This is a genomic window from Ruegeria sp. AL1, from assembly GCF_056540905.1.
The window spans coordinates 76,078-98,855 of sequence record NZ_JBQFXP010000001.1 but is presented as its reverse complement, the minus strand read 5'-3'; the positions used below and the strand labels follow the sequence as shown (position 1 = coordinate 98,855).

20 protein-coding genes are annotated in these 22,778 nt (G+C 59.5%); 8 read left to right on the top strand and 12 right to left on the bottom strand.

Features of this window, described 5'->3' with window-relative positions; translation table 11 throughout:
* Positions 1–12: 12 nt before the first annotated feature.
* From hfq to ACRZ9X_RS00460, 3 genes are read left to right on the top strand one after another with little or no spacing between them, the layout of a single operon-like run.
* Positions 13–252: an RNA chaperone Hfq gene (hfq, locus tag ACRZ9X_RS00470; protein WP_005982826.1), complete on the top strand. Its 240-nt coding sequence runs from the start codon at positions 13–15 to the stop codon at positions 250–252.
* Complete coding sequence (gene hflX, locus ACRZ9X_RS00465) at positions 252–1,523, top strand: GTPase HflX (protein WP_480515124.1); 1,272 nt, start codon at positions 252–254, stop codon at positions 1,521–1,523. Before hfq ends, hflX begins: the two co-directional genes overlap by 1 nt.
* Positions 1,524–1,552: 29 nt before the next feature.
* Positions 1,553–1,846: a putative quinol monooxygenase gene (locus tag ACRZ9X_RS00460; RefSeq protein WP_480515122.1), complete on the top strand. Its 294-nt coding sequence runs from the start codon at positions 1,553–1,555 to the stop codon at positions 1,844–1,846.
* Positions 1,847–1,851: 5 nt separating this feature from the next.
* On the opposite strand, the gene ACRZ9X_RS00455 is transcribed toward ACRZ9X_RS00460, so the two are convergent.
* The 4 genes from ACRZ9X_RS00455 to hemB all read right to left on the bottom strand — a co-directional run bounded on the left by ACRZ9X_RS00455 (position 1,852) and on the right by hemB (position 6,683).
* Complete coding sequence (locus ACRZ9X_RS00455; RefSeq protein WP_480515120.1) at positions 1,852–2,247, bottom strand: nuclear transport factor 2 family protein; 396 nt, start codon at positions 2,245–2,247, stop codon at positions 1,852–1,854.
* A 105-nt stretch (positions 2,248–2,352) separates the two neighbouring features.
* Positions 2,353–4,815, bottom strand: a complete 2,463-nt coding sequence (locus ACRZ9X_RS00450) for a penicillin acylase family protein (RefSeq protein ID WP_480515118.1) — start codon at positions 4,813–4,815, stop codon at positions 2,353–2,355.
* 150 nt (positions 4,816–4,965) lie between these two features.
* On the bottom strand, positions 4,966–5,538 hold the full coding sequence (locus ACRZ9X_RS00445; protein WP_480515116.1) for a lipid-binding SYLF domain-containing protein: 573 nt from the start codon (positions 5,536–5,538) through the stop codon (positions 4,966–4,968).
* Between the two features lie 146 nt (positions 5,539–5,684).
* Positions 5,685–6,683, bottom strand: a complete 999-nt coding sequence (gene hemB, locus ACRZ9X_RS00440) for a porphobilinogen synthase (protein WP_480515115.1) — start codon at positions 6,681–6,683, stop codon at positions 5,685–5,687.
* Positions 6,684–6,804: 121 nt separating this feature from the next.
* Here hemB and ACRZ9X_RS00435 point away from each other — a divergent pair, with 121 nt between their 5' ends.
* Together ACRZ9X_RS00435 and mfd are read left to right on the top strand one after the other, a co-directional pair.
* Positions 6,805–7,332 (top strand): component of SufBCD complex, encoded by a 528-nt coding sequence (locus ACRZ9X_RS00435; RefSeq protein ID WP_480515113.1) that lies wholly within the window; start codon positions 6,805–6,807, stop codon positions 7,330–7,332.
* An 18-nt stretch (positions 7,333–7,350) separates the two neighbouring features.
* A complete protein-coding gene (gene mfd, locus ACRZ9X_RS00430) occupies positions 7,351–10,806 on the top strand; it encodes a transcription-repair coupling factor (RefSeq protein WP_480515111.1) in 3,456 nt (1,151 codons plus the stop codon).
* Here the strand turns inward: mfd and ACRZ9X_RS00425 are convergent.
* From ACRZ9X_RS00425 to ACRZ9X_RS00405, 5 genes are all read right to left on the bottom strand, one after another.
* Positions 10,803–11,480 (bottom strand): SH3 domain-containing protein, encoded by a 678-nt coding sequence (locus ACRZ9X_RS00425; protein ID WP_480515109.1) that lies wholly within the window; start codon positions 11,478–11,480, stop codon positions 10,803–10,805. The genes mfd and ACRZ9X_RS00425 overlap by 4 nt on opposite strands.
* Positions 11,477–13,141, bottom strand: a complete 1,665-nt coding sequence (locus ACRZ9X_RS00420) for a tetratricopeptide repeat protein (protein ID WP_480515107.1) — start codon at positions 13,139–13,141, stop codon at positions 11,477–11,479. The genes ACRZ9X_RS00425 and ACRZ9X_RS00420 overlap by 4 nt, the downstream gene beginning before the upstream one ends.
* 59 nt (positions 13,142–13,200) lie before the next feature.
* A complete protein-coding gene (locus ACRZ9X_RS00415; RefSeq protein WP_480515105.1) occupies positions 13,201–14,409 on the bottom strand; it encodes a multidrug effflux MFS transporter in 1,209 nt (402 codons plus the stop codon).
* A gap of 75 nt (positions 14,410–14,484) precedes the next feature.
* Positions 14,485–15,144 carry a DsbA family oxidoreductase gene (locus ACRZ9X_RS00410; RefSeq protein ID WP_480515103.1) on the bottom strand — a complete coding sequence of 220 codons (660 nt, stop codon included), beginning with the start codon at positions 15,142–15,144 and terminating at the stop codon, positions 14,485–14,487.
* The gene (locus ACRZ9X_RS00405; protein ID WP_480515101.1) at positions 15,141–16,658 is read right to left on the bottom strand and encodes a class I adenylate-forming enzyme family protein; all 1,518 of its coding nucleotides are present in this window, start codon (positions 16,656–16,658) and stop codon (positions 15,141–15,143) included. Before ACRZ9X_RS00405 ends, ACRZ9X_RS00410 begins: the two co-directional genes overlap by 4 nt.
* 65 nt (positions 16,659–16,723) lie before the next feature.
* Between ACRZ9X_RS00405 and ACRZ9X_RS00400 the strand changes: the two genes are divergently transcribed.
* Positions 16,724–17,347: a helix-turn-helix domain-containing protein gene (locus ACRZ9X_RS00400; protein WP_480515100.1), complete on the top strand. Its 624-nt coding sequence runs from the start codon at positions 16,724–16,726 to the stop codon at positions 17,345–17,347.
* Here ACRZ9X_RS00400 and ACRZ9X_RS00395 read toward each other — a convergent pair.
* Positions 17,336–17,572 carry a hypothetical protein gene (locus ACRZ9X_RS00395; RefSeq protein ID WP_480515098.1) on the bottom strand — a complete coding sequence of 79 codons (237 nt, stop codon included), beginning with the start codon at positions 17,570–17,572 and terminating at the stop codon, positions 17,336–17,338. The two genes, ACRZ9X_RS00400 and ACRZ9X_RS00395, sit on opposite strands and share 12 nt — an antisense overlap.
* 514 nt (positions 17,573–18,086) lie before the next feature.
* Positions 18,087–19,901: an extracellular solute-binding protein gene (locus ACRZ9X_RS00390; RefSeq protein WP_480515096.1), complete on the bottom strand. Its 1,815-nt coding sequence runs from the start codon at positions 19,899–19,901 to the stop codon at positions 18,087–18,089.
* A 294-nt stretch (positions 19,902–20,195) separates the two neighbouring features.
* Here ACRZ9X_RS00390 and ACRZ9X_RS00385 point away from each other — a divergent pair, with 294 nt between their 5' ends.
* Complete coding sequence (locus ACRZ9X_RS00385) at positions 20,196–20,969, top strand: 3-hydroxybutyrate dehydrogenase (RefSeq protein ID WP_480515094.1); 774 nt, start codon at positions 20,196–20,198, stop codon at positions 20,967–20,969.
* Between the two features lie 64 nt (positions 20,970–21,033).
* Positions 21,034–22,059, top strand: coding sequence for a patatin-like phospholipase family protein (locus ACRZ9X_RS00380; protein ID WP_480515092.1), 1,026 nt, complete (start codon positions 21,034–21,036; stop codon positions 22,057–22,059).
* Here ACRZ9X_RS00380 and ACRZ9X_RS00375 read toward each other — a convergent pair whose 3' ends face one another.
* Positions 22,060–22,737, bottom strand: a complete 678-nt coding sequence (locus ACRZ9X_RS00375) for a DUF502 domain-containing protein (protein WP_480515090.1) — start codon at positions 22,735–22,737, stop codon at positions 22,060–22,062.
* Positions 22,738–22,778: the final 41 nt, after the last annotated feature.

Below are 22,778 nucleotides of genomic sequence, written 5' to 3'. Positions count from 1 at the left end.
GATTATAACACTATGGCTTCGGACAGACAGAATCTGCAGGACGCGTTCCTAAATAATGTACGGAAAGCAAAAGTCCCGGTCACGATTTTCCTGATCAATGGCGTGAAATTGCAGGGTGTGATCACCTGGTTCGACAATTTTTGCGTTCTGTTGCGCCGTGACGGACAGTCGCAGCTTGTCTACAAGCATGCGATTTCGACCATCATGCCGTCTCAACCGATCAACTTGTATGAGGGCGAAGACGCCTCTTGATGGAACATGACAGGCTGCGCACCCGCGCCTGGGTGCTGCATCCGGAAATCAAGTCAGATGAACAGCGCCGTGTCCCCGAACCGGCGCTGCAAGAAGCAGTGGCTTTGGCCGCTGCTTTGCCCGAACTGGATGTTGTGGGCTCTGAAATCGTGCGCCTGCAACGTGCGCAGCCGGGGCTGCTGTTTGGCAGCGGCAAAATTGAAGAATTGGCCGAGCGACTGCACGACAACAAGGTGGAACTGGTTCTGATCGATGGGCCGGTAAGCCCGGTTCAGCAGCGAAACCTTGAAAAAGCCTGGAACGTCAAAATCCTGGATCGGACCGGACTGATCCTTGAGATTTTCAGTGACCGCGCCCGCACGCGCGAGGGTGTGTTGCAGGTCGAGATGGCCGCGCTCAGTTATCAGCGGACGCGTCTGGTGCGGGCCTGGACCCACCTCGAGCGGCAGCGTGGCGGGTTGGGGTTCGTCGGCGGCCCGGGCGAGACGCAGATCGAAGCGGACCGCCGCGCGATTGATGAACAACTGGTGCGCTTGCGCCGGCAATTGCAGAAAGTGGTCAAGACGCGGACCTTGCATCGCGCCGCACGGGCCAAGGTGCCCTATCCGATTGTCGCTTTGGTCGGCTACACAAACGCCGGGAAATCCACACTGTTCAATCGCCTGACCGGGGCTGAGGTGATGGCAAAAGACATGCTGTTTGCCACGCTCGATCCGACAATGCGGCGCGTTGAGCTGCCAGACGGGCCCGAGGTGATCCTGTCGGACACTGTGGGCTTTATCTCGAACCTGCCGACCGAATTGGTTGCCGCTTTCCGCGCGACGCTGGAAGAGGTGCTGGGCGCTGATCTGATCGTGCATGTGCGCGACATCAGCCACGAGGATTCGCAGGCACAGGCGCAGGATGTCGAAACCATTTTGACCTCGCTGGGTGTGGATGAGGACCGCCCCCGGCTGGAGGTTTGGAACAAGATCGATCTGCTGGCTCCCGACGGGCGCGAAGCGGCCATGGCCCGTGCAGATCGGGACCCTGCGATCTTTGCCATCTCGGCTGTGACCGGCGAGGGTGTTAAGCCTCTTTTGTCCGAGATCGCGACAAAACTGCAGGGCGCGCGGCACGAAAGCACTGTCACTCTCAGCTTTGCCGAGGGCGACAAGCGGGCGTGGCTGTTTCGTCAGGATGTCGTCCGGTCGGAAGAACAGACTGAAAACGGGTTTGAAATCACCGTGCTGTGGACAGACAAGCAGGCCGCGCAGTTTGCCGCGATCTGATGTCTTAGGCCCGATAGCAAGGACCGTTCGTGACTGAAAAGAAAACTGCCAGAGTGTTTCTGAAAGGGCATATCACGGTGCCCGGTGACCGTCTGGAACAGGTGCGCGCTGCCTTACCTGCCCATATCGCGCTGACCCGCGCAGAACCCGGATGTCATCTGTTCGAAGTTACCGGGGATCCGGTTCACCCCGGACGGTTCAATGTCTCGGAAGTGTTTGAGGATCAGGCCGCTTTTGACGCTCATCAACAGCGCACGCAGGCCTCGGACTGGTTCAGGATCACGCAGGGCTTGCCCCGAAGCTACAAGATGACAACCGAGTAGGCGCGTCAGTTTCCATCGATCTGGCGTTGATAATCTTCTGCATCAAACCAGCCCAATGAGGTCTGAACCTTGAAATCCGGAGTCAGATCCCATTCTTCCCAACCGCGCGCAACGACGTGATTGCCGGTTTCGGAATGGTGGCCTTCAAGGGTCCAGACAAAGATCGCGTGTGTTCCTGCCCACCGCATCATATCGCAGCGAAATTCCATATCCGGGAGCTCTGCAAAGTTGCTTTGTGCCATTTCGGCGATCGCCGGGCGTCCGACGACGGGCTCGGCCCTGTTGATCGAGACTTGTCCGTCAGGCGCATAAAACCCGGCCACGGCATCAGGATCACCTGAACTCCATGCGATGGCATAGTCCCGTGCAAGATTGTTCAGCGTATCTTGAATGCTGGCCATTTGCGCCCCCGAAAAAGACCCTCTGCCTTTGGATCGTAGGCAAATCGCCGCGTTCCGTCCACGACTGCGCCAAAAAGGGGCGGGGTCTTGCCGAACGGGGGAACGCTACCGGGGCACGAGCGTGGTGACGCCAACCGCGGCGGCGCGGGCCAGGTCAATATCCAGTGACATCGGTATGTATTCGCCGCGTCGCCACAGCTGTGCCTGATCGTCATAGTAGCGCGACAGGAAGTGGCCGGACTGGCCGGTTGCGGTGATGAACACCGAACTGTCGGGATCGGCGAAATCGTAGACCCCCCGATAGCCTGCGCCATGGACGTTTTGAAACGGGTCCGGCCCTTCGCCCGAAGTGCGTCCCCGCAACAGCGTGTTGTCCCCGCCGCTGGTCGACTGGCGGATGTTGACGAAGAACCGCAATACCGGCACTTCGCCCAGAACGGGGTGATCGTGGGTTGCCTGATGGGCATCGCCCCACCGCAGAGATTCCAGCGCGCTGCCATAGCGTTCGGAAATCCAGATCAGCGAGTCATCCAGCGCCAGCCGGGCCATGTCGGTGCAGGTCTCGACCGGCGCGCTTTGCCGGACATCGCACCAGGCGGATGCGCCGTCTATGTCACGGTAGACACGTTCGATGAACAGCGGTTCGACATGTTTGTAATCGCTGGCCAACGGCCCCAGCTCATCAGCGATCAGACGGATTTGCAACGCGCGCAGCCACGCGGCGTAGATCAGAGGCTCGGGCAGATGTTCGTTCATCTCGCCATTCCAGTTGGCCAACAGGTCCAGCGCGATCTGACGTTGGCGTTCAGGCGTGCCGTCCGGCGCGGATTCGCCGGTGAACCACAGGTCGGCCCCGATGAGCGGAAGCAGCGAGCGGGCGGTGAAGCTGACCGTGTCCAGCTGCGCTTCGATAAAGCTGTCGCGGGTGTGGACCTCGCGGGATTGCATCAGCCGTTCCCAACGATTTACCCGCTGTGTGTCACCCCATTCGAACGAGACGTGATTGGGAAACGGGCGGTCGATGATCTTATTGTTCGTGTTGCCCAACACGCCGCCGACAGGGGCCACGAATTCGGGATTGTCGGCATAGGGCAGGCGGCCTTGCCAGCGATTGCGGTTCAACCAGCCGGGTGTCGGAATCCGGCCCCGGCTTTGGTTGTTCAGGTCCCGCTGCGGCATCGCGCCGATCAGCTTCATGCCGATCGTGGTCTTGTCCACCAGCGACAAGTTCTGTGATGGCGCAAGAAAATCCTCGGCCACCACAATGGCCTGCCGCACGGTATCGGCGTTCATCAGTGCCATCGATGCGGTCATCGAGGTGTCGCGCGGGCTGAGTGCGCTCCATGACAGCGAGACCACGTGGCCGGGCGGAGTGATCGTATCCAGATCGTAATGCGTGCCCGGGAGGACCGGGCCGTTTTCGGTCCAGCGCAGTGTCAGGGTCACCGGGGCAGCATCCTTGATCTCGATGATCGAGGGGCGGCTGCGGAAGGTCTTGTACCCTTCTGGCGTCAGGTATTCTTCGGGATTGTCGGGATTCAGCCGCTCAATATGGAGGTCCTGATCATCCAGATAGGATGAGGTCAGCCCCCATCCCAGACGGTCGCTGCGTCCGGTCATGATCGCCGGGACGCCCGGGATCGTCGCGCCGATCACGCCACCCTTGGCCAATTCCAGCCGCGCCAGATACCATGTGCCGGGGGCCGTGAATCCCAGATGCGGGTCATTGGCCAGAAGCGTGCCGCCGGTGGCAGATCGCGAGGGCGCCGCAGACCATGCATTGGACGCGCCAGCCAGCCCGCGGCGTGGAAACGGTGACAAAAGCGTATCAGGCATAGGTGTCCCCGAAGCGTATCGGGGCAGGTTGGAAAACAGGTCTGCATATTCGGGCAGAGCAGCGATCCCCGGGCCGGGTACATCCGGAAGGATATCGACCAACCGGGCCGGGTCATCCAGCATCAGCGACGTCCGCGCGCGCAGCACCTCATCCTGAAGATGGCCGGACAGTTGCAGACCCATCAGCTTGATGATCGCCAGACTGTCTCCGGGCTGCCAGGGCGGAACCGGGACGTTGAACAGGAACATCTCGGGTGCACCGCGTCCCAGCGCCATCTCGTTGATCTCGTCCAGCCGGGCGTTCACTCCGGCGGCATAGCCGCGCAAAGCAGCCTTGGTGTAGTCGTCCTGAACCTCGACCGAGCGATGCGCCAATCCGTAAAGATCGAACCGCCGCAGCAATTTGTCGATGGGCACCGTACGCTGGCCAAAAATCTCGGACAAGCGGCCCTGCGCCGTGCGCCTCAGAATGGTCATCTGCCACAACCGGTCCTGCGCATGGGCATATCCTAACCCGAAGAACACGTCGGGGTCATTCTGCGCCAGCACATGCGGGACGTTGGCTGTGTCGCGGACAATCTCGACGGGGGCGTTCAGGCCGGAAACCTCAAGCGACTGGTCGTAGTCGGGCAGGGATTGGCTGGCGAGGAAATAGACCAGTCCCACCGCTGCCACGATCAGCAGGATCAGGCCGGTGGCAATACGTATCAGCCAGCGAAAGACAAGACCCATCGGTGTACCCAGTTCACAGTTTGCTCTTGCCCGGAGGTTAGTGGATGCCTCGGCGGATCAAAAGGGGCTGCTACAGGAATTTGCGTCTGAAAGCCGGAAAAACGTAACCCCGCCACAAGATGTAGCGGGGCACTTTGAAAGGGGTGGCGATCAGGGAATGATGCGGGTGTATTTGGTTCCGTCAACGGTCGCGCCGATTTGAAGGCCGGCCTGACCAAAAACGGCCGCAAGAACGGGGTTCAGCAATGTCGTCGTGTCGGTCGATATGTTCTCGCCCTGATCGGTCAGCACATATCCAACATCTGCCCCGGCAGTCCAGCCGCTGGAGCGGCGGAAGTCGTTCAGTGCCTCTTCCGTCATGAAGAACAGCACATGGGCGTATTGCTGTGCGCCGATTTGCAGACCGGCGGTGCCTTTTACAGCCGAGTAATAATCGACCGTCGCGCCCTGAATGCGCAATGCGCCGCGCCCGTATCCGCCGCCGAACACGAACCCGGCTTCGGTGATCAGGGGCATGACCAGCATGCCGTTGGCTTTGTTCGCCAGCTCAACCGTGTTGGGATAGCGGCTGTACATCTCGTTCAGGGTGGCATCGACGCGCGCATCAATCGTGGCGGCGTTCGAGTTTCCGACGCCATTGCCGCAGGCGGCGGTCACTGTCAGACCGGCCATGCCGAAAGCAAAGCCGCGACGGCTCAGTCGAGGGGAATTGGAACTGCTCATGGTTTTTATGTCTCTGTATATAGCTGCCTGAAGTGTCGGGTGGACCCGATCTTGTGTGCGAGATTACGCCGAATACGACCTCGTGTCACGGGAAACTGTGGTTTCACCCGCTCTCAATCGGCAAAAATTCGCAGGAAATTCAGCTTTTAACCCTGCATCAGCCGGGCGACTTCGGGTGCGAAATAGGTCAGGATACCGTCACAGCCCGCACGCTTGAAGGCCAGCAGGCTTTCCAGCATGACCTTTTCGCCATCGATCCAGCCATTCTGCGCCGCTGCCTGGATCATCGCGTATTCTCCGGATACCTGATAGGCATATGTCGGCGCGCCGAACGTGTCTTTTACTCGGCGGCAGATATCCAGATAGGGCATTCCGGGCTTGATCATGACCATATCGGCGCCTTCGGTCAGATCGCGCTCGATCAGCCGCAGCGCCTCGTTCGAATTTGCCGGATCCATCTGATAGGTTTTCTTGTCCCCCGTAAGCGCGCCGGATGCGCCGACCGCATCGCGGAACGGGCCATAAAAGGCGCTGGCATATTTCGCGGCATAGCTCAGGATCATTACATTCTTATGCCCGGCGGCTTCCAACGCGCGGCGCATCTGACCGATGCGACCGTCCATCATGTCCGATGGCCCGATGATATCGGCCCCGGCCTCTGCCTGTGCCAGCGTCATTTTCACCAGCGCATCGAGGGTCTGATCATTCACAATCTCGCCATCGACCACATACCCGTCATGGCCATTAATGTTATAGGGGTCCAGTGCCACGTCGGTCATGACCGCGATGTCCGGAGCCGCCGCCTTGATCGCGCGGATCGCCCGGTTTGACAGGTTGTCGGGGTTCCACGCCTCGGCGCAGTCTTCGGTTTTCAGACTGGCATCGGTATAAGGAAAGATGCAGATCGCAGGGATTCCAAGCGCCTGCGCCTCGACCGCCGCCTTAGCAATCAGATCAACTGACCGACGGACAACACCGGGCATCGAGGGGACGGGCTCCTCGATCCCTTCACCGTCGCGTACGAAAACCGGCCAGATCAGGTCATCTGTGGTCAGGGTATTTTCGCGCACCAACCGCCGGATCGGATCAGACTGCCGCGCCCTGCGGAAGCGGGTCAGGGGATAGGGGGCAATGGTCGGTTTCATGGCGCGCTCTCCTTGAATATTCCTGCATTGGGTGGCATGAAATGCCGGTAGTCTCAAGGGTAACGATAGTCGCGTGTGTGCAAGGAAGCTCCCTAAAGACAAAATGCAAAAGGGCTGACGCTTGGACATTTACTCTTCGATTTTTGAAATCATCGACATGCGCAGCTTTTCGAATCTGTGGTTCTGGATCGGATTGGCGGTGTTGTGGTCTTCGGCAAGTCATTGGGCCATGGGGGTTCCCTATGACCTGGTGGTGCGCGCCCGCCGGGTTGGCGGGCAGACCGAGCGGGATTTGCTGGACATCGTGCGGATCAACGTGAACCGGCTGCTTTATATCGTGGATGCGTCCGGCTTGGTGATTCTGGCGATCTGCTGCTTTTTGTTCACCGGGCTGGCGACAATGGGTTTCTATTATGGCCTCGAATTTGCGCAGGCGGTGTTTTTGTTGCTGTTTCCGCTATGTTTGGTGACGTTGGTCAATATCGGTGCCGCCCGAAAGTTGCAGCGGCAGGAAGCCACGCTTGAGATCGTGTCCAAGACGCTGACGCGGTGTCGAATTTATACGCAAATCATCGGTATGATTTCGATTTTGATCACCTCACTGTGGGGCATGTATCAGAACTTTACGATTGGCGTTCTGGGGTTGTGAGATCAGAAAGGCTGAGCGATGACGGCTCCGAACCACGTAACAGTTGGCGGCGCCCCCGAGGGGTTTGACGCGCAGCTTGTCCTGACCGAGATCGCCCGTTCCGGCGGTCCTGTGTGCCATGTCGCGCGGGACGACAAACGGATGGAGGCGATGCGCGCCGCGCTGGCTTTCTTTGCCCCCGACATGCCGGTCTTTGTCTTTCCCGGCTGGGATTGTCTGCCCTATGACCGGGTGTCACCAAATGCCGATATCTCGGCCGCGCGGGTGGCGACACTGGCGGCGCTGGTGCATCAGATGCCCGATCGGTTCGTTCTGCTGACCACGCTGAACGCAGCAGCCCAGCGTGTGCCCGCGCGCGAGGTGCTGCGCGAGGCGGCGTTTACCGCGCGCGTGGATCACCGAATCGATGAAGAGGCGCTGCGGAATTTCCTTGTCCGCATGGGATTTATTCAAAGCCCAACGGTGATGGAGCCCGGCGATTATGCAATTCGCGGCGGCATCATCGACATCTTCCCTCCGGGCGATTCCGGGCCTGTGCGTCTGGACCTGTTCGGAGACGTTCTGGACGGTGTCCGCCGCTTTGACCCGGTGTCACAGCGCACCACCGAAAAGCTTGATGTTGTGGAACTGGCTCCGGTCTCCGAAGTCATTCTGGACGAAGCGGCCATTACCCGGTTCCGCCAGAATTATCGTATCGAATTCGGCGCTGCAGGCACGGACGATCCCCTGTACGAGGCGGTCAGCGCAGGTCGCAAGCATCAGGGCATCGAACACTGGCTGCCGTTTTTTCATGAAAAACTGGAAACCCTGTTCGATTATTTGCCCGATGCGACGATCACCGTGGATGATCAGGTGACACCTGCGCGGCTGGCGCGGTGGGACACGATTGCAGATCAGTATGAGACGCGAAAGCTGGCGCTCGAAAACCGCTCGCGCATGGATACGGTCTATAAACCGACCCCGCCCGGATTGCTGTATCTGGATGACGCCGCGTGGGAACAGGCGGTGGGCGACCGGCGGGTGCTGCAGTTCAGCCCTTTGCCGCAGGCCAGCGGGCCGGGAGTGATCGACGCTGGCGGACGGATTGGGCGCAACTTTGCGCCCGAACGCCAGCAGGAAAGCATCAGCCTGTTTGGTGCTTTGGCGGCGCATATCACGGACAAGATGGCCAAGGGGCCGGTGCTGATCGCCTCTTATTCCGAAGGCGCGCGGGAACGCCTGACAGGCTTGATCGAAGATGAGGGGCTGGCCGAGGCGATCCCCGTTTCGGATGGCACCCGCGTCGGCAAGCGGGGGCTGCATCTGGCTGTCTGGGCGTTGGAGCACGGCTTCGAAACGCCCGATTTGACGGTGATCTCAGAACAGGACGTTCTGGGCGACCGCCTGATCCGTCAGCCCAAAAAACGCCGCAAGGCCGAGAATTTCCTGACCGAAACGCAATCGCTATCCCCCGGTGATCTGGTGGTGCACGTGGATCACGGGATCGGGCGGTATCAGGGGATGGAGGTCGTCACCGCCGCCGGGGCCGCGCATGAATGCCTGCTGTTGGAATATGCGGAACAGGCCAAGCTGTACCTGCCGGTCGAGAATATCGAACTGCTGTCCAAGTATGGTCATGACGAAGGTCTGCTGGACCGGCTGGGCGGCGGCGCATGGCAGGCCAAGAAGGCCAAGCTGAAGGAACGCATCCGCGAGATGGCGGATAAGCTGATCCGCATCGCGGCCGAACGCGCCTTGCGCAAGGCCCCGGTCATGGACCCGCCGCCCCACGCATGGGAGGAGTTCAGCGCGCGCTTCCCCTATCAGGAAACCGACGACCAGTTGCGGGCGATTTCCGAGGTGATGGAGGACATGCACTCTGGCGCGCCGATGGACCGTCTGATCTGCGGTGATGTGGGCTTTGGCAAAACCGAAGTCGCCATGCGCGCCGCCTTTGTCGCCGCCATGTCTGGCGTGCAGGTAGCGGTGATTGCGCCGACAACGCTGCTGGCGCGCCAACACGCGGCCAGCTTCAAGGAACGTTTCCGGGGTTTCCCGCTTGAGGTCCGGCAATTGTCCCGTTTTGTGTCCGCGAAAGAGGCCCAGCAAACTCGCGACGGAATGGCGCGCGGAACGGTCGATATCGTGATTGGAACCCACGCGCTGCTGGCCAAGGGGGTTCGGTTTCAAAATCTCGGCCTGCTGATCATCGACGAAGAACAGCATTTTGGCGTTGGCCACAAGGAACGCCTGAAACAGCTGCGCTCAGATGTGCATGTTCTGACCCTGACCGCCACGCCGATCCCGCGCACGCTGCAACTGTCCCTGACCGGTGTGCGCGATCTGTCGATCATCGGCACACCGCCCATAGACCGTCTGGCGATCCGCACCTATGTCAGCGAGTTCGACGCGGTGACGATCCGCGAGGCGTTGCTGCGCGAGCATTACCGTGGTGGACAGAGCTTCTATGTGGTCCCGCGCATCTCGGATCTGCCCGAGATCGAGGAATTCCTGAAAGAACAACTGCCGGAACTGACCTATGTGGTTGCGCATGGACAGATGGCAGCGGGTGAACTCGATGACCGGATGAACGCCTTTTACGACGGTAAGTATGACGTTCTGCTGGCCACGACAATTGTGGAAAGCGGGCTGGATATTCCGACGGCAAACACGATGGTTGTGCACCGGGCGGATATGTTCGGGTTGGCACAGTTGTACCAAATCCGGGGCCGGGTGGGGCGGTCCAAGACGCGCGCCTACGCTTATCTTACCACCAAACCCCGTGCGCGGCTGACCGCGACCGCTGAGAAACGTCTGCGCGTTCTGGGCTCGCTGGATACGCTGGGCGCCGGGTTTACGCTGGCGTCGCAGGACTTGGACATTCGCGGCGCGGGCAACCTGCTGGGCGAGGAACAGTCGGGCCAGATGCGCGATGTGGGCTATGAACTCTACCAGTCGATGCTGGAAGAGGCGATTGCCAAGATCAAGGCGGGTGAAATGGAGGGGCTGTCGGATGCCGACGATCAATGGGCCCCGCAGATCAATCTGGGTGTTCCCGTGCTGATCCCCGAGGATTACGTGCCCGATCTCGACGTGCGTCTGGGGCTCTATCGCCGTCTGTCCTCGCTTTCGACCAAGGTCGAGTTGGAAGGCTTTGCCGCCGAACTGATCGACCGGTTCGGTACGCTGCCGAAAGAGGTGAACACCCTGATGCTGGTCGTGCGTATCAAAGCGATGTGCAAACGGGCGGGGATTGCCAAGCTGGACGGCGGGCCAAAAGGCGCGACGATTCAGTTTCACAACGACAAATTCGCCTCACCCCAAGGGCTGGTCGAATTCATCCAGAACCAGCGGGGGCTGGCCAAGGTCAGGGACAACAAGATCGTGGTGCGGCGCGATTGGAAGAAAGACAGCGACAAGATCAAGGGAGCCTTCGCCATCGCCCGCGATCTGGCTGAGAAAGTTGTGGCCGTAAAGAAGAAGGCGAAAGCCTAGTCGCCGGTGACAAAGGTACACAGCTGCCAGTTACCAGCGTCCGATTTGACGAAGGCAGCGCGGTACCCAACCATGGACCAGAGCGAGTCGCTGAGCATATGTCCGGCTGTGCCGTCCGTCAGGCGGACACTTTGGTATTCACTGTCCGGCACGTAATCTGGGATAATGACCACCTCATGGCTGATTAACGCCAGGATGGGCCCAGCCCGGGATGGGGTCTGACGCAGGGTGACATTTTCGGCGGCGACAAAGAACGCAGTGAATGGATCCAGAGAGGCGGGCAGCGACAAGCGCCAATGATGGGGCATCCAGAACTCGCCCTGATCATCAAAGTACCCCGGTTGGGACAGGGTTTTCTGCAATTCGGTCCAGTAAAACTCGCTAAGGTCGTCCGCTTCGGCCTGGTATTCTTCCGCCAGTGTTTCGGGGGGGACTGTCAGGTTCAGGCGAAATTCTTCAGGGCCACCATTGCTGCCGTGGCTCAGGTAAATGTCCGGGCAGGCCGCGGCCACAACGGCATCCGCGTTTCGGTCGGCGATATGTCTGAGCAATTCGCTGCGAAACGCCACCAGCGACGGGTCACGATCTGCTTCATCCACAGGGGGAAAAGTCTGTCGGTCTGCCAAAGCAGGTCCGCAGATGGCAGTGGCACATAGAAAGGCCCAAACCCTCATTCCGCCGCCCTCATCGCGGCCTGAGCGCAAAAGCACGAGGCACCAACCGCCCGGTCTGCCCGCGCCAGAGCAAGATCAAGACGCTGTTTGATCTGCCTGATCTCGACCGTTTCGCCACGGGATTTTAGACAATCATGCAGACCCTTCAGGCTCCAAACGTTATCAGGATGGATCGAGGCGCGGCTGAGTGAGCCGCCAAGGCCCAGATCCTCGCGATAAACCTGTTCGGCTTCGTCCGTGTGCCCTTGTTCGAACAGAAGTGCGCCAAGGGCATGGCGCGTTGGCTGCATCCATCCCCAGGGCTCGTCATAGGGCAAATTGTCGTCCAGCTCGACCGAGCGCCGCAGATGCGCAAATGCCGCCTCAAAGTTACCTTTGCGATATTCGATCTCGCCGCGCAGCATTTCGCGGGCGACGTCGAGCAGGTCAACCACCCGGTTGTTGTGCAGCAGCCGGGTTTCGGGCACGCGGGCCTTGGCGGCAAGGAACTTTTGTTCTTCGGCCTCGGCTTCAGCCACCTGATCTGTGGCGGCAAAAGCGATGGCGCGTGCATAATGCGTGGTGGCCGTGACCGTCAGGTAGAGGTCCGGGTCTTCTGGCAGCTCCAGCGCTTTGGCCTCTTCCCAGCGCCCGAACCGGATCAGGATATGCGGCCCCATCGACATGTAGCTTTCAAAGTAATCGGCCATAGGCGGGCTTTCGATGCGCAGCATCTCCTCGGGTGTGGTGTCCCACAGCCCCTTGTTGGCGCGCAGCGCCGGTTCCATCTGGCCCAGAAACAGCGCGCCGTAGATGGCGAAGTGATAGTCGTGCTGGCGATAACCGGTGTAGATGTTGAACGCCCCTTCGCGCTCGTAATATTTCAAGTCTGCTTCGGTGGCTTTCTCGTTCCAGTAGACGACATCATGGTAATGGCCGCACAGAACGTCGATATGCGTGGGCATATGCACAAGATGCCCAGCATCGGAGACCAGAGTGCGCAGAATGTCTCCGGCTCTCAGGGCTTTTTCCGGTGTGGGCGACATCTCCATCAGATGAACGTACAGGTGCAGCAAACCCGGATGCTGCATCGCGTTCGGGTCGTCGGACATGGCGTCTTCCAGCGCCTTTTGCGCCTCAAGCGTCGCAGCCCCCTTGGCGGGCTGGCCGGATTTAAGATCCCACATCTGCCAGGGGGTCAGATTCATCAGCGCCTCGACAAAGATCGTGCGCAGGTCCAGATGATCGGGATGCCGGGCAAAAGCCGCGCGCATGGCATCGGCATAATTGTGATTCCAGCCGTTCATGTCCTCGATCGGGTCGCGCTGAGGATAACGGGCGGGCAGGGCGTTGATCAGGGCTTGTTCGACCGGAGTGCATCCTTCGGCGCAGACCAGCGCCTGTTGCGTGGCATCATAGGCCAGCGCCAAAGATTTCTGCTGTCCTTTGACGTCGCGCAGGTCCCAGGGCAGGTTGTAATTTGGCCCGGCTGCATAGGCGACGCCCCAATGAGCCATGGCACAAGCAGGGTCAAACTCCAGCGCGCGCTGAAAGCACACAACCGCCTCGTCATGGTTGTAGCCATAGGTCCAGACCAGCCCCCGGTCGAACCACAGCTGCGCCTCGGTCGAGGATGTCGTGACCGGGCAGGAATAGGTGCCCAGATCATAATAGTCGGTCATCTTTCATCTCCCCCACGTTCTGCGAGGCAGATTAGCGTGATTCACCGGGTCTGCACAGATCAGGCGGGCAGTCGGTTTTCCACACGGCCCATATGCAGCATGAGGCCAAACCCAACGATGCACATGATCAGGATGCCTGCGGTCAGCGGCGCGATCGAGCCGTCAAACAACAGCCCGATCGGCGCGGCAATGGCTGCGGCCAGCACGGTCGCGACCGACCCGATGACCGAGGCCGCCATGCCCGCAATATGGCCCATGGGCTCCATCGCGATGGCGTTGAGGTTGCCCATGGTGACGCCGGCCATGAAGAACACGGCGGTCTGCCAAGAGACAAACAGGGCAAATGAGGCGTCCGCCGACAGGGGGGCCATATTCAGCAAAATGACGCAGCTTGTTACCAATATCTGTATCCCCAGCGCCCATGTCACCATGCGTCGCATGCCAACACGCACCACTAGGGCGGCGTTCAGCAGGCTGGCCGATCCGGACATCAGGGCGACAAAGCCGAACCAGAACGGGAAGCTGTCGCCGCGGTCATGGATCACATCATAGACGGGCTGCACCATGGTCAGCATGGTGAACAGAATGCCCATGCACAGCGTTTGTACCAGAATGGACAGGCGTACCGTTGGATGCGCGAACATCTCTTGCGCGGCCGAGATCATCAGCGGCAGACGGAACGGACGCCGGTTTTCACGCGGCAGGGACTCGGGCAGGCGGGTGCCCATCCACACAACGGTAATCAGGACAAACAGGATGAACGAGATGAAGATCCCTCGCCAACCGACAAGGGCGATCACACCAGCACCCAGCATCGGGGCAGCGGCGGGGACCAGCGTGAAGATCATCATGGCAATTGAGATGATCCGGGCCATCTCGCGCCCGGAATACAGGTCGCGGATGATGGCCATGGCAACGACACGCGGACCAGCCGCGCCCAGACCTTGTGCGACGCGCGCGGCCAGAACCAGCTCGAGCGAGGAGCTCGCCCAGGCAACGATGGATGCCAGAATATAGAGGGCGGCGCCGCCATAAATCACCGGTTTGCGCCCGACCGCGTCTGAAATCGGGCCGGTAAAGAAGGTCCCGATCCCCATCCCCAGCACAAAAGATGTCAGGATCAACTGCGCCTTGTTCACATCATCCGGGCTCAGTTGCGCGCCGATTTCCGGCAGCGCAGGCAGCATGGAATCGATCGAAAACGCGATCGTGGCGAACATCATTGCGATCAGCGCAATGAACTCGCCGCGCGACATACGGTTGGACATGAGGGGCTCCTTCCCCGATGCGCTATCACGGCAACGGGTAAGGGGCTAGATCGGAAATTTGCACAAGGGTCTGTGCTATTCTGCAGGGGAAGCCTCAAGTTGAGACATGATCTCATTAATCACTTTCCCCCACAATTCAGGGGGTTGAGCACCCGGAACCGCATGCTGGTTGGCCACGATGAAGGTCGGGACCGAGTTGATGCCCATCTGCCGCGAATGCGTGTCACGCCCCCGAATATCCTCGCGGTCGGCATCCGATTGCAACAGCTTCAACACAACTGCGGCGTCCATGCCAACACTGTCGGCAATGTCGGCCAGAACCTCGTGATCGCCGATATCGCGGGTTTCGACGAAATAGGCTTTGAACAGCGCGTCCACGACGGCGTTCTGCTTGCCCTCGATCCCGGCCCAGTGAATCAGACGGTGAGCATCCAGTGTGTTGGGGGTGCGTTTCATCCCTTCGAAATCAATGCTCAGCCCTGCAGTCTCGGCATGTTCGACAACCGGCGCATATGCGCGCACCGCCCCGTCCTTGCCGCCGAATTTCCGCTCAAGATATTCACGGCGATCCATGCCTGCATCGGGCATGTCAGGGTTCAGCTGGAACGGGTGCCATTCGATCACAAACGGATGGCCGGGCACTGCGGCCAGCGCCTTGTCCAAATGGGTCTTGCCGATATAGCACCACGGGCAGATCGGGTCGGACATGATGTCCAGCTTGACGGTTTGGGTCATTCGGGCGTCGCCTTGAAATAGGCCGGCAGGGCACGGCGCAGGAGTTTTCCGTTACCTCCGGTGGGCAACGCGGGAAGATGAACAAAGGCGCGCGGCTGTTTGTAGCGCGCCAGCTTGTCAGAGACATAGGTGTGCAGGGTCGCTTCGTCCAGTTTTTCCGGGCCGGTATAGAAGGCGGCAATTACATATGTGTCTGGTTTGACCTCGACTGCGGCTGCTCCGGCCTGTGTGATCCCGGGGTGATGGGACAAAACGTTCTCGACCTCGACCGGAGACACACGATAGCCGCCCGCGTTCATCATGTCGTCGTCCCGGCCCAGATAGGTGATTTGCCCGTCGATGGCCATTGCGCCCTGATCACCGGTCAGAAACCAGTCACCCTGCATCCGCGCTTGCGCCTCGTCAGGCGCATTGAGGTAGGTTAGCATCAGCCCGGGGTCCGACCGATGCACCGCAATCGTCCCTTCCTGGCCCTGCGGCACCGGCCCGTCTGGTCCCAAGATCGCAACCCGACGACCTGGCTGTGGTTGCCCCAGGGCCATACCTCGAGCGGGGTAGTCGGGACTGGAAGAAATGAAGGTCGAGCATTCTGACATGCCATAAGCCTCGTAAAGCTCGGTCCCCGTCGCGCGTATCCAGTCTTCGTGCAGGGATCGTGACAGTTTTTCACCCGCGCTCAGCCCGTGGCGCAGCGCCGGCAGGTCGATCCGATCCTTTCCATCCAGCATCTTGCGGTAGACACCCGGCGCGGCGGCAAAAATGGTTGCCTTGCTTTGGCGCAACAGGTCTGGCAGGTCCGCAATGTCGGTTCCCGGTTGCGGGATCAGCGCGGTGGCACCAATGGTCCAGGGGTCCATCAAACCGGTGCCCAACGTATAGGTCCAGTTGAACGCCCCCGCGTGGCACAAGCGGTCCGTCGATTGCAGCCCATACCAGCCGTCCACCATCATCTGCCGCGCCCAGATCGCCCGATGTGCATGGGCCACCGCGCGTGGATTGCCCGAGGTGCCCGAGGTATAGACGACATAGGCCAGACGATCAGGATCGCCCAACGCGTAGCGGGCGGGTGGCAAACTGCGCATTGCCGCCAGTTCGTCCAGCATAATCTGCTTGGGGTGCGGGGCGCTTGTCACGTCCGGGTCGCGCAGGATGGCGGCGGGCGCGAGCTCTGCAATGAGCTTGGCGGTCTCCGGTTCGGTCAACTGCGATGATGTAGGCACCGGAACAAGGGCTACGGCGATAGCCGCCAGATAGGCGATGGGGAAATCAACGGTGTTGCCCAGACGTAAAAGGACAATGTCGCCGGGGATAAGGCCCGTGCGCAACAGTCCGGTCCCCGTCGCCAGAATCGACCTTTCCAGTTCCGCAAACGTCCAGTTCTGCGCCCCATTCTGCCCCAGGATAGACAGTGCGGTTTTCTCGGCGCAGTCCGAGGCATGGCGCAGCACATGTGCGGCCAAATTGAACGGGGATGGGCAGGGGGGCGGCGGGCCCTGATCGAAGATCGACAACATCCGAACTGGCTACCGTCGGCAGCGGTGCGTTGCAAGCCCGGCACCGCCGCCCTATAGAATGGCGCATGACCAGTCGAGATCACAAATCTATCGTCCGTATTGCCCGGGATAACGGTGTGGATACGGAATTGGAGCCCGTCGATCTGGGGGCACGGGTGCGTGAACTGCGCAAGGCCCGCAAATGGACGTTGGAGCAGGCCGCCAATCAGGCCGGGCTGGCGCGCTCGACGCTGAGCAAGATTGAGAACGGCCAGATGTCTCCGACTTATGACGCGCTCAAGAAGCTGGCGGTGGGGCTTGAGATTTCCGTGCCGCAACTGTTCACACCGCCGCAGCGCGAACAGGTGATCGGGCGGATGGCCGTTACCAGAATGGGTGAGGGCGCTGCCCACCCCACGACGACATATGAGCATGAGCTTTTGGCTGAAACGCTGACCAAAAAGCAGATGCTACCCTACCGTGCCCGTGTTCGCGCCCGTTCCATGGAAGAATTCGAAGGCTGGGTGCGTCACGACGGCGAAGAATTTCTGTATGTGCTGACTGGCGTCGTGCGCCTGTTTACCGAATTCTATGAGCCCGTGGAGATGCGTCGCGGCGACAGCGCCTATTATGACGGCAGTATGGGCCACAACGTTATTTCAGTCAGCGATGAGGACGCGACTATCCTGTGGGTGACGTCACTTGCTTAAGGGTAGCCCGGCCTCGCGGTTCAGGCTTTCGGTGAACAGAAAATCCTCAAGTTCTTCGCGGGCTTCGTTTACAGTCAGCTGATGGCGTTCGGCCAGATAGGCCTCGAACTGTTTGCGGTCCCGTGGAACCAACGCCATGTCTGTGTCACGCAGGTTTGGAAAGCGTCGCTTGGCGCGCGCGTAAGACGCAGCCCAGTCCTGCGTCAGATCGTTCCAGTTCAACATCTGCGAGCCTCCCTTGTCAGGTTTCAGGATTGCTCTCCCCAACTCCAGAGTACGAACGGGCCGTCGAGATCACGGACATGACAAAATGTCGCAGGTTGAGCGCATGATTGGAGATGAAAAAACCCGCTGCGGCGTTGCGCAACGGGCTAACGGACTTGCTTTGGAGTGAGTGGCGGCCTGTCCGTTTTGATCGCAGGCAAAAACAGCCCGGACTGAGTAGTGTCCAACCTTTAAGATCTTAAACCTTAAGAACTATTTGGTTAGTTCATTTGTTAGGAATTTATATGCTAAAGATCGGATATGTAAAGGTCTTTGTTTATGCATGTTTCAACTTTACAAGATTTTCGATTTTCGCCCAAATATTGGGGATGACACAAGCAAGCCCACAGCTTGTGGTGGGCACCAGCCGATGCGCCGAATTTCGCCGATTGTCCTTAACGTGTCTTCGGAACAGACAATTATCGCCTGTGTCTGACGGTCGCATGACCGTTGATGATCCACCTATGTCAGCCGATCACTCCTCGTACCACCAGACCTGCGGCATGTACTCGGGGCCATCGCCGTAAATCGGCAAGGTCTGCGGCTGTTTAAGCTGCTTGGCATGGGCGATGCGACCGACATCAAAATTCCAGATCGGAATGACATACCGACCTGCTGTCAGAACCCGGTCCAGCGCGCGGGTTGCGGCCACGAAATCCGCGCGGCTTTCCGAAGCCAGCATCGCATCAATCAAACCGTCTACGGCGGGCGAGGCTACGCCCATCAGGTTGCGCGTCCCCGGTGTATCAGCGTTTTCGCTGCCCCAATACAGGCGCTGTTCGTTACCGGGTGACAAGGACAGCGCGCGGCGGAAGAAGGTCACGTCGAAATCCAGATCGGACGTGCGACCGGTGAACTGAGCGCTGTCGACCTGTTCTGTCGAGACGTTGATGCCCAGGCGTTCCAGCGCGCGGGTGTAGATTTCGATGGCCGTTTCACTTTCGGTATCACCCTGTTGCAGCAATACGGTGATTGTGAACGGCTCGCCATTCTGGTTGCGCAATTGCCCGTTCTGAATGGTCCAGCCCGCCTCGGCCAACAGTTGCGTGGCCTTGCGGATGTTCGCACGGTTGCGCGCCGAGCCGTCGCTGACGGGCAGGGTGTACCCGTCCATCGCTCCCGGGGGCAGATCGTCCGCGAACCTGGTCAATAGCTCCTGCACCCGACCCGAGGCTGGTCCGGGTTGCATGGCGAGATCAGAACCCGAGAAATATGAGGTGATGCGCGGTTGCGCCCCGCCGGTGATCGTGTCGTTGATGAATTCGAAATTGAACGCTTGCGTCAGGGCCTCGCGCACGCGCCAGTCATCGAAGGGCGCTTTGCGTGTGTTCATCACGAAGCCGGTCATGCCCGAGGGTTTGCCATGCGGTATCTCGGTCTTGATCACATCGCCACGGTCGATTGCCGGGAACCTGTATTGCGTGTCCCATTTATCGGCGTTGAATTCACGAACTGCGGTCAATTCCCCGGCCTTGAACGCTTCAAACAGAACCGTGCCATCGCCATAAAACTCGAGGCGGATTTCATCGAGGTTCATCGTGCCCTTGCGGAACGGTATATCGCTGCCCCAGTACTCTGGATTGCGACGCAGGGTGACATAGCGCCCGGCCTCATAATCGTCGATGACATAAGGGCCGGTGCCGATTGGAATGTCTTGCAGGGGGGCGTCGGCAAAATCCTTACCCTCCCATTGCGCCTTTTGCAGGATGGGCCGCAATCCGGCGATCAGCGCGAGTTCTCGGTCGGGTTCATTAAAAGTGATCCGGACGCTGCGCGGACCGGTTTGCTCGATGCTGTCGATCTTGCCCCAAAGTCCGCGATAGCGCAGGTGACCTTCGGTGCCCAAAGTCTCGTACGACCAGATCACGTCATCGACGGTGACTGGCGTGCCATCCGAGAAACGGGCGTCTTCGCGCAGGGTGAATTCGACCCATGTCCGGTCCGAATCCGTCTCAACTGATTCGGCTAACAACCCGTAAAGAGTGAAAGGTTCGTCCCAGGATCGGCCCATCAGGCTTTCATGGGTCCAAAATCGCAATTGCCACGGAGGGGTGCCTTTTTGCACAAACGGGTTCAAACTGTTATAGCCGCCGGTATTCCCGAAAACGACTTTGCCACCTTTCGGCGCATCCGGATTGGCGTAAGGTAGCGACACAAAATCCGGTGGTAGGGCCGGGTCGCCATACATAGCTATGCCATGAGCCGATTCTGCGTTAGCGATAGCACCCAGAAAAATGCAGCTGATTCCCGCGATCAAAGAACGAACGGGGCGGAGATAATAGGGGCTCATTTTGGAAACAATCCTGCTCTGGCCTTATTTTGTTGGGGATCACCGTAGCGATGATTTTTCTTATTATCAAACTTTTAGCTTGGACGAAGGCGTGGAATTGCTTATAAAGGGTGCACTGCTCGATAGGTTTCTTGCCTGTATGAAACCTGCCTCAATAACTTAACGCCCGCTTCGTGCGGGCGTTTTTTTTGGCCGTAATCGGGCCAGATGTCGTCCCCCGGATCATTCCCCGTTTTCTTTGCAGGTGCAGCATGGCACTGTGCGGATGACGAGGTTTAGACAGAGAGGGCAGCCATGAGCGTGGCAGGCAAAACAGCGATCATCACGGGGTCAAATTCCGGCATCGGTTTGGGTATCGCGCGTGAATTGGCAAAGGCGGGGGCGCATGTCGTTTTGAACTCGTTCACCGACCGGGACGAGGATCATGCGCTGGCCGATGAGATATCGACAGAGACCGGAAACCGGGCGCGGTATATCAAGGCGGATATGTCGAAGGGCGAAGAGTGCCGGGCCCTGATCGAACAGGCCGGGTCTTGCGACATTCTGGTGAACAATGCGGGCATCCAGCATGTCTCGCCCATTGATCAGTTCCCGACGGACAAGTGGGATGCGATCATTGCGATCAACATGAACTCGGCCTTTCATACCACGGCGGCGGCCTTGCCGATGATGCGTGCGGCGGGCTGGGGACGGGTGGTGAATATCGCCTCGGCCCATGGATTGACCGCGTCGCCGTTTAAGGCGGCCTATATTGCGGCCAAGCACGGTGTGGTGGGCATGACCAAAACCGTTGCGCTGGAAACCGCGCAAGAGCCGATCACCTGCAACGCGATATGCCCGGGTTATGTTCTGACGCCGCTGATCGATTCCCAGATTCCCAACACGATGAAGGAATACAACATGACCCGGGACGAGGTCATAAAGAACGTGTTGCTGGAGCGGCAGCCGTCGAAAGAGTTTGCGACGATCGAGCAATTGGGTGGCACCACCATATTCCTGTGTTCCGATGCAGCAGCGCAGATCACCGGGACCACGATTTCGGTGGATGGCGGCTGGACCGCGCTGTGATGTTTTGTGGGGGCGCTGCCCCCACGCCCCCGGAGTATTTGGGAAAAGATGAAGGGGTTGGGACGTGAAGAAGGTTAATCTGGCATTGCAAGGTGGCGGCGCGCACGGCGCTTTTACCTGGGGGGTCCTGGACCGGTTTCTGGATGAAGAGGATATCGAGGTTGCGGCGATCACCGGCACCTCGGCCGGGGCGTTGAACGGGGCTGCGTTCAAATCCGGGATAGTGCGCGATGGGCGCGACGGCGCGCGGGCCAATCTGGAGGATCTGTGGTCGCGGATGGGCGCCGTCGGGGATATGCGTCTGGCCAATTGGATGCAGGCCATCGAGCCTGCGCAGATTGCTCAGGCCATGGAGTATTCGTTGCCGTTTTCCGTGGGCGATGCGTGGTCGCGGCTGGTTTCGCCTTATGCCTATGGCCCGTTTTATCGCAACCCGCTGGAGCCTGTGGTGGAGCGGTTCAATTTCGATGCGATTTGTGCGGATGAAGGACCGCAACTGTTCGTGTGCGCAACCTGCGTGCGCAGCGGCAAAATCCGGGTGTTTACGGGTGAGGATGTCTCGACCGCGGCGATTTTGGCTTCGGCCTGTTTGCCCAACCTGTTTCAGGCGGTTGAGATATTCGATCCGAAATCGGGTCGGACCGAGGCCTATTGGGATGGGGGGTATACCGGGAATCCCGCGCTGTATCCCTTGTTTAACGGAGATTTGCCCGACGATCTGGTGATCGTGAATATCAATCCGCTGGAGCGGGATGAGGTGCCGAAAACCCCGCAGCAGATTCAGAATCGGATCAACGAGATCAGTTTCAACTCATCCCTGTTTCGTGAGTTGCGTGCGATCAATTTCGTGCAGCGCCTGTTGGCGGAAGGCAAGCTGAAGGCGGGCGAGATGAGCCGGGTTCTGGTTCACATGATCGCCGATGATGCGTTAATGAACGATCTGTCGGTGGCAACCAAGACGGTGCCCAACCCGGTGATCCTGCACAAGCTCAAGGATGCCGGGCGTGGGGCTGCGGATCGGTTTCTGAAGGAATACAAAGACGATCTGGGGGTGCGTAGTACCGTGGATCTGCCGGAAATGTTTGGATAATTATTCCGGCGGCTCGGTCGGGTCTTTTTCGTTGGGATAAACAAGACCCGCGGAAATCACCAGTTTTGCCGCCTCTTCGATGGACATGTCCAGCAGGATCACGTCCTCGGCGGGGAAAAACAGCAAAAAGCCTGAGGTCGGGTTGGGGGTTGTGGGGACAAAAACGCTCAGCAATTCGCCGCCGGTTTCGGCGCGTGCGCTCACCTCGCCCCGGGCTGTGGTCGATACAAATCCAATGGCCCAGATGCCGCGGCGGGGATATTGGATCAGGCAGGCTTTTTCAAAGGAGCGCTCTGTCTGTGCAAACACCGTTTCCGAGATTTGCTTGATCCCGGAATAGACCGAACGGACAACGGGCATCCGATCCACCAGGCTTTCGGCAAAATGGATCAGCGAGCGGCCTAAGATGCCTTTGGCGACCCAACCGACGATGACGGTGAACAGCAGGAAGATGACCACGCCAACGCCGCGCAGGTTGATGCCGACATATTGTTCGGGCTGAAAGCGTTGCGGGATCAGGGGCAGAACGGCGCTGTCGATCCAACCCACAACGGACCAGATCAGCCAGACGGTCAGCCAGACAGGTGCAATAACGACAATGCCCGTCAGAAAAGACGCGCGCAGCCGGGAAAACAGGCCCGGTCGGCGGTGGGGTTCTTCGTCAAACGGCGTGTTCATTATAGTCCTGAGTGGTTTGCGGAGTTAGTTAAGCAGTCGGA

Coding starts and splice junctions, on each gene's coding strand:
- hfq (WP_005982826.1), top strand. CDS start 13: ATGGCTTCGGACAGACAGAATCTGCAGGACGCGTTCCTAAATAATGTA.
- hflX (WP_480515124.1), top strand. CDS start 252: ATGGAACATGACAGGCTGCGCACCCGCGCCTGGGTGCTGCATCCGGAA.
- ACRZ9X_RS00455 (WP_480515120.1), bottom strand. CDS start 2,247: ATGGCCAGCATTCAAGATACGCTGAACAATCTTGCACGGGACTATGCC.
- ACRZ9X_RS00450 (WP_480515118.1), bottom strand. CDS start 4,815: ATGGGTCTTGTCTTTCGCTGGCTGATACGTATTGCCACCGGCCTGATC.
- ACRZ9X_RS00445 (WP_480515116.1), bottom strand. CDS start 5,538: ATGAGCAGTTCCAATTCCCCTCGACTGAGCCGTCGCGGCTTTGCTTTC.
- hemB (WP_480515115.1), bottom strand. CDS start 6,683: ATGAAACCGACCATTGCCCCCTATCCCCTGACCCGCTTCCGCAGGGCG.
- mfd (WP_480515111.1), top strand. CDS start 7,351: ATGACGGCTCCGAACCACGTAACAGTTGGCGGCGCCCCCGAGGGGTTT.
- ACRZ9X_RS00425 (WP_480515109.1), bottom strand. CDS start 11,480: ATGAGGGTTTGGGCCTTTCTATGTGCCACTGCCATCTGCGGACCTGCT.
- ACRZ9X_RS00420 (WP_480515107.1), bottom strand. CDS start 13,141: ATGACCGACTATTATGATCTGGGCACCTATTCCTGCCCGGTCACGACA.
- ACRZ9X_RS00415 (WP_480515105.1), bottom strand. CDS start 14,409: ATGTCCAACCGTATGTCGCGCGGCGAGTTCATTGCGCTGATCGCAATG.
- ACRZ9X_RS00410 (WP_480515103.1), bottom strand. CDS start 15,144: ATGACCCAAACCGTCAAGCTGGACATCATGTCCGACCCGATCTGCCCG.
- ACRZ9X_RS00405 (WP_480515101.1), bottom strand. CDS start 16,658: ATGTTGTCGATCTTCGATCAGGGCCCGCCGCCCCCCTGCCCATCCCCG.
- ACRZ9X_RS00400 (WP_480515100.1), top strand. CDS start 16,724: ATGACCAGTCGAGATCACAAATCTATCGTCCGTATTGCCCGGGATAAC.
- ACRZ9X_RS00395 (WP_480515098.1), bottom strand. CDS start 17,572: ATGTTGAACTGGAACGATCTGACGCAGGACTGGGCTGCGTCTTACGCG.
- ACRZ9X_RS00390 (WP_480515096.1), bottom strand. CDS start 19,901: ATGAGCCCCTATTATCTCCGCCCCGTTCGTTCTTTGATCGCGGGAATC.
- ACRZ9X_RS00385 (WP_480515094.1), top strand. CDS start 20,196: ATGAGCGTGGCAGGCAAAACAGCGATCATCACGGGGTCAAATTCCGGC.
- ACRZ9X_RS00375 (WP_480515090.1), bottom strand. CDS start 22,737: ATGAACACGCCGTTTGACGAAGAACCCCACCGCCGACCGGGCCTGTTT.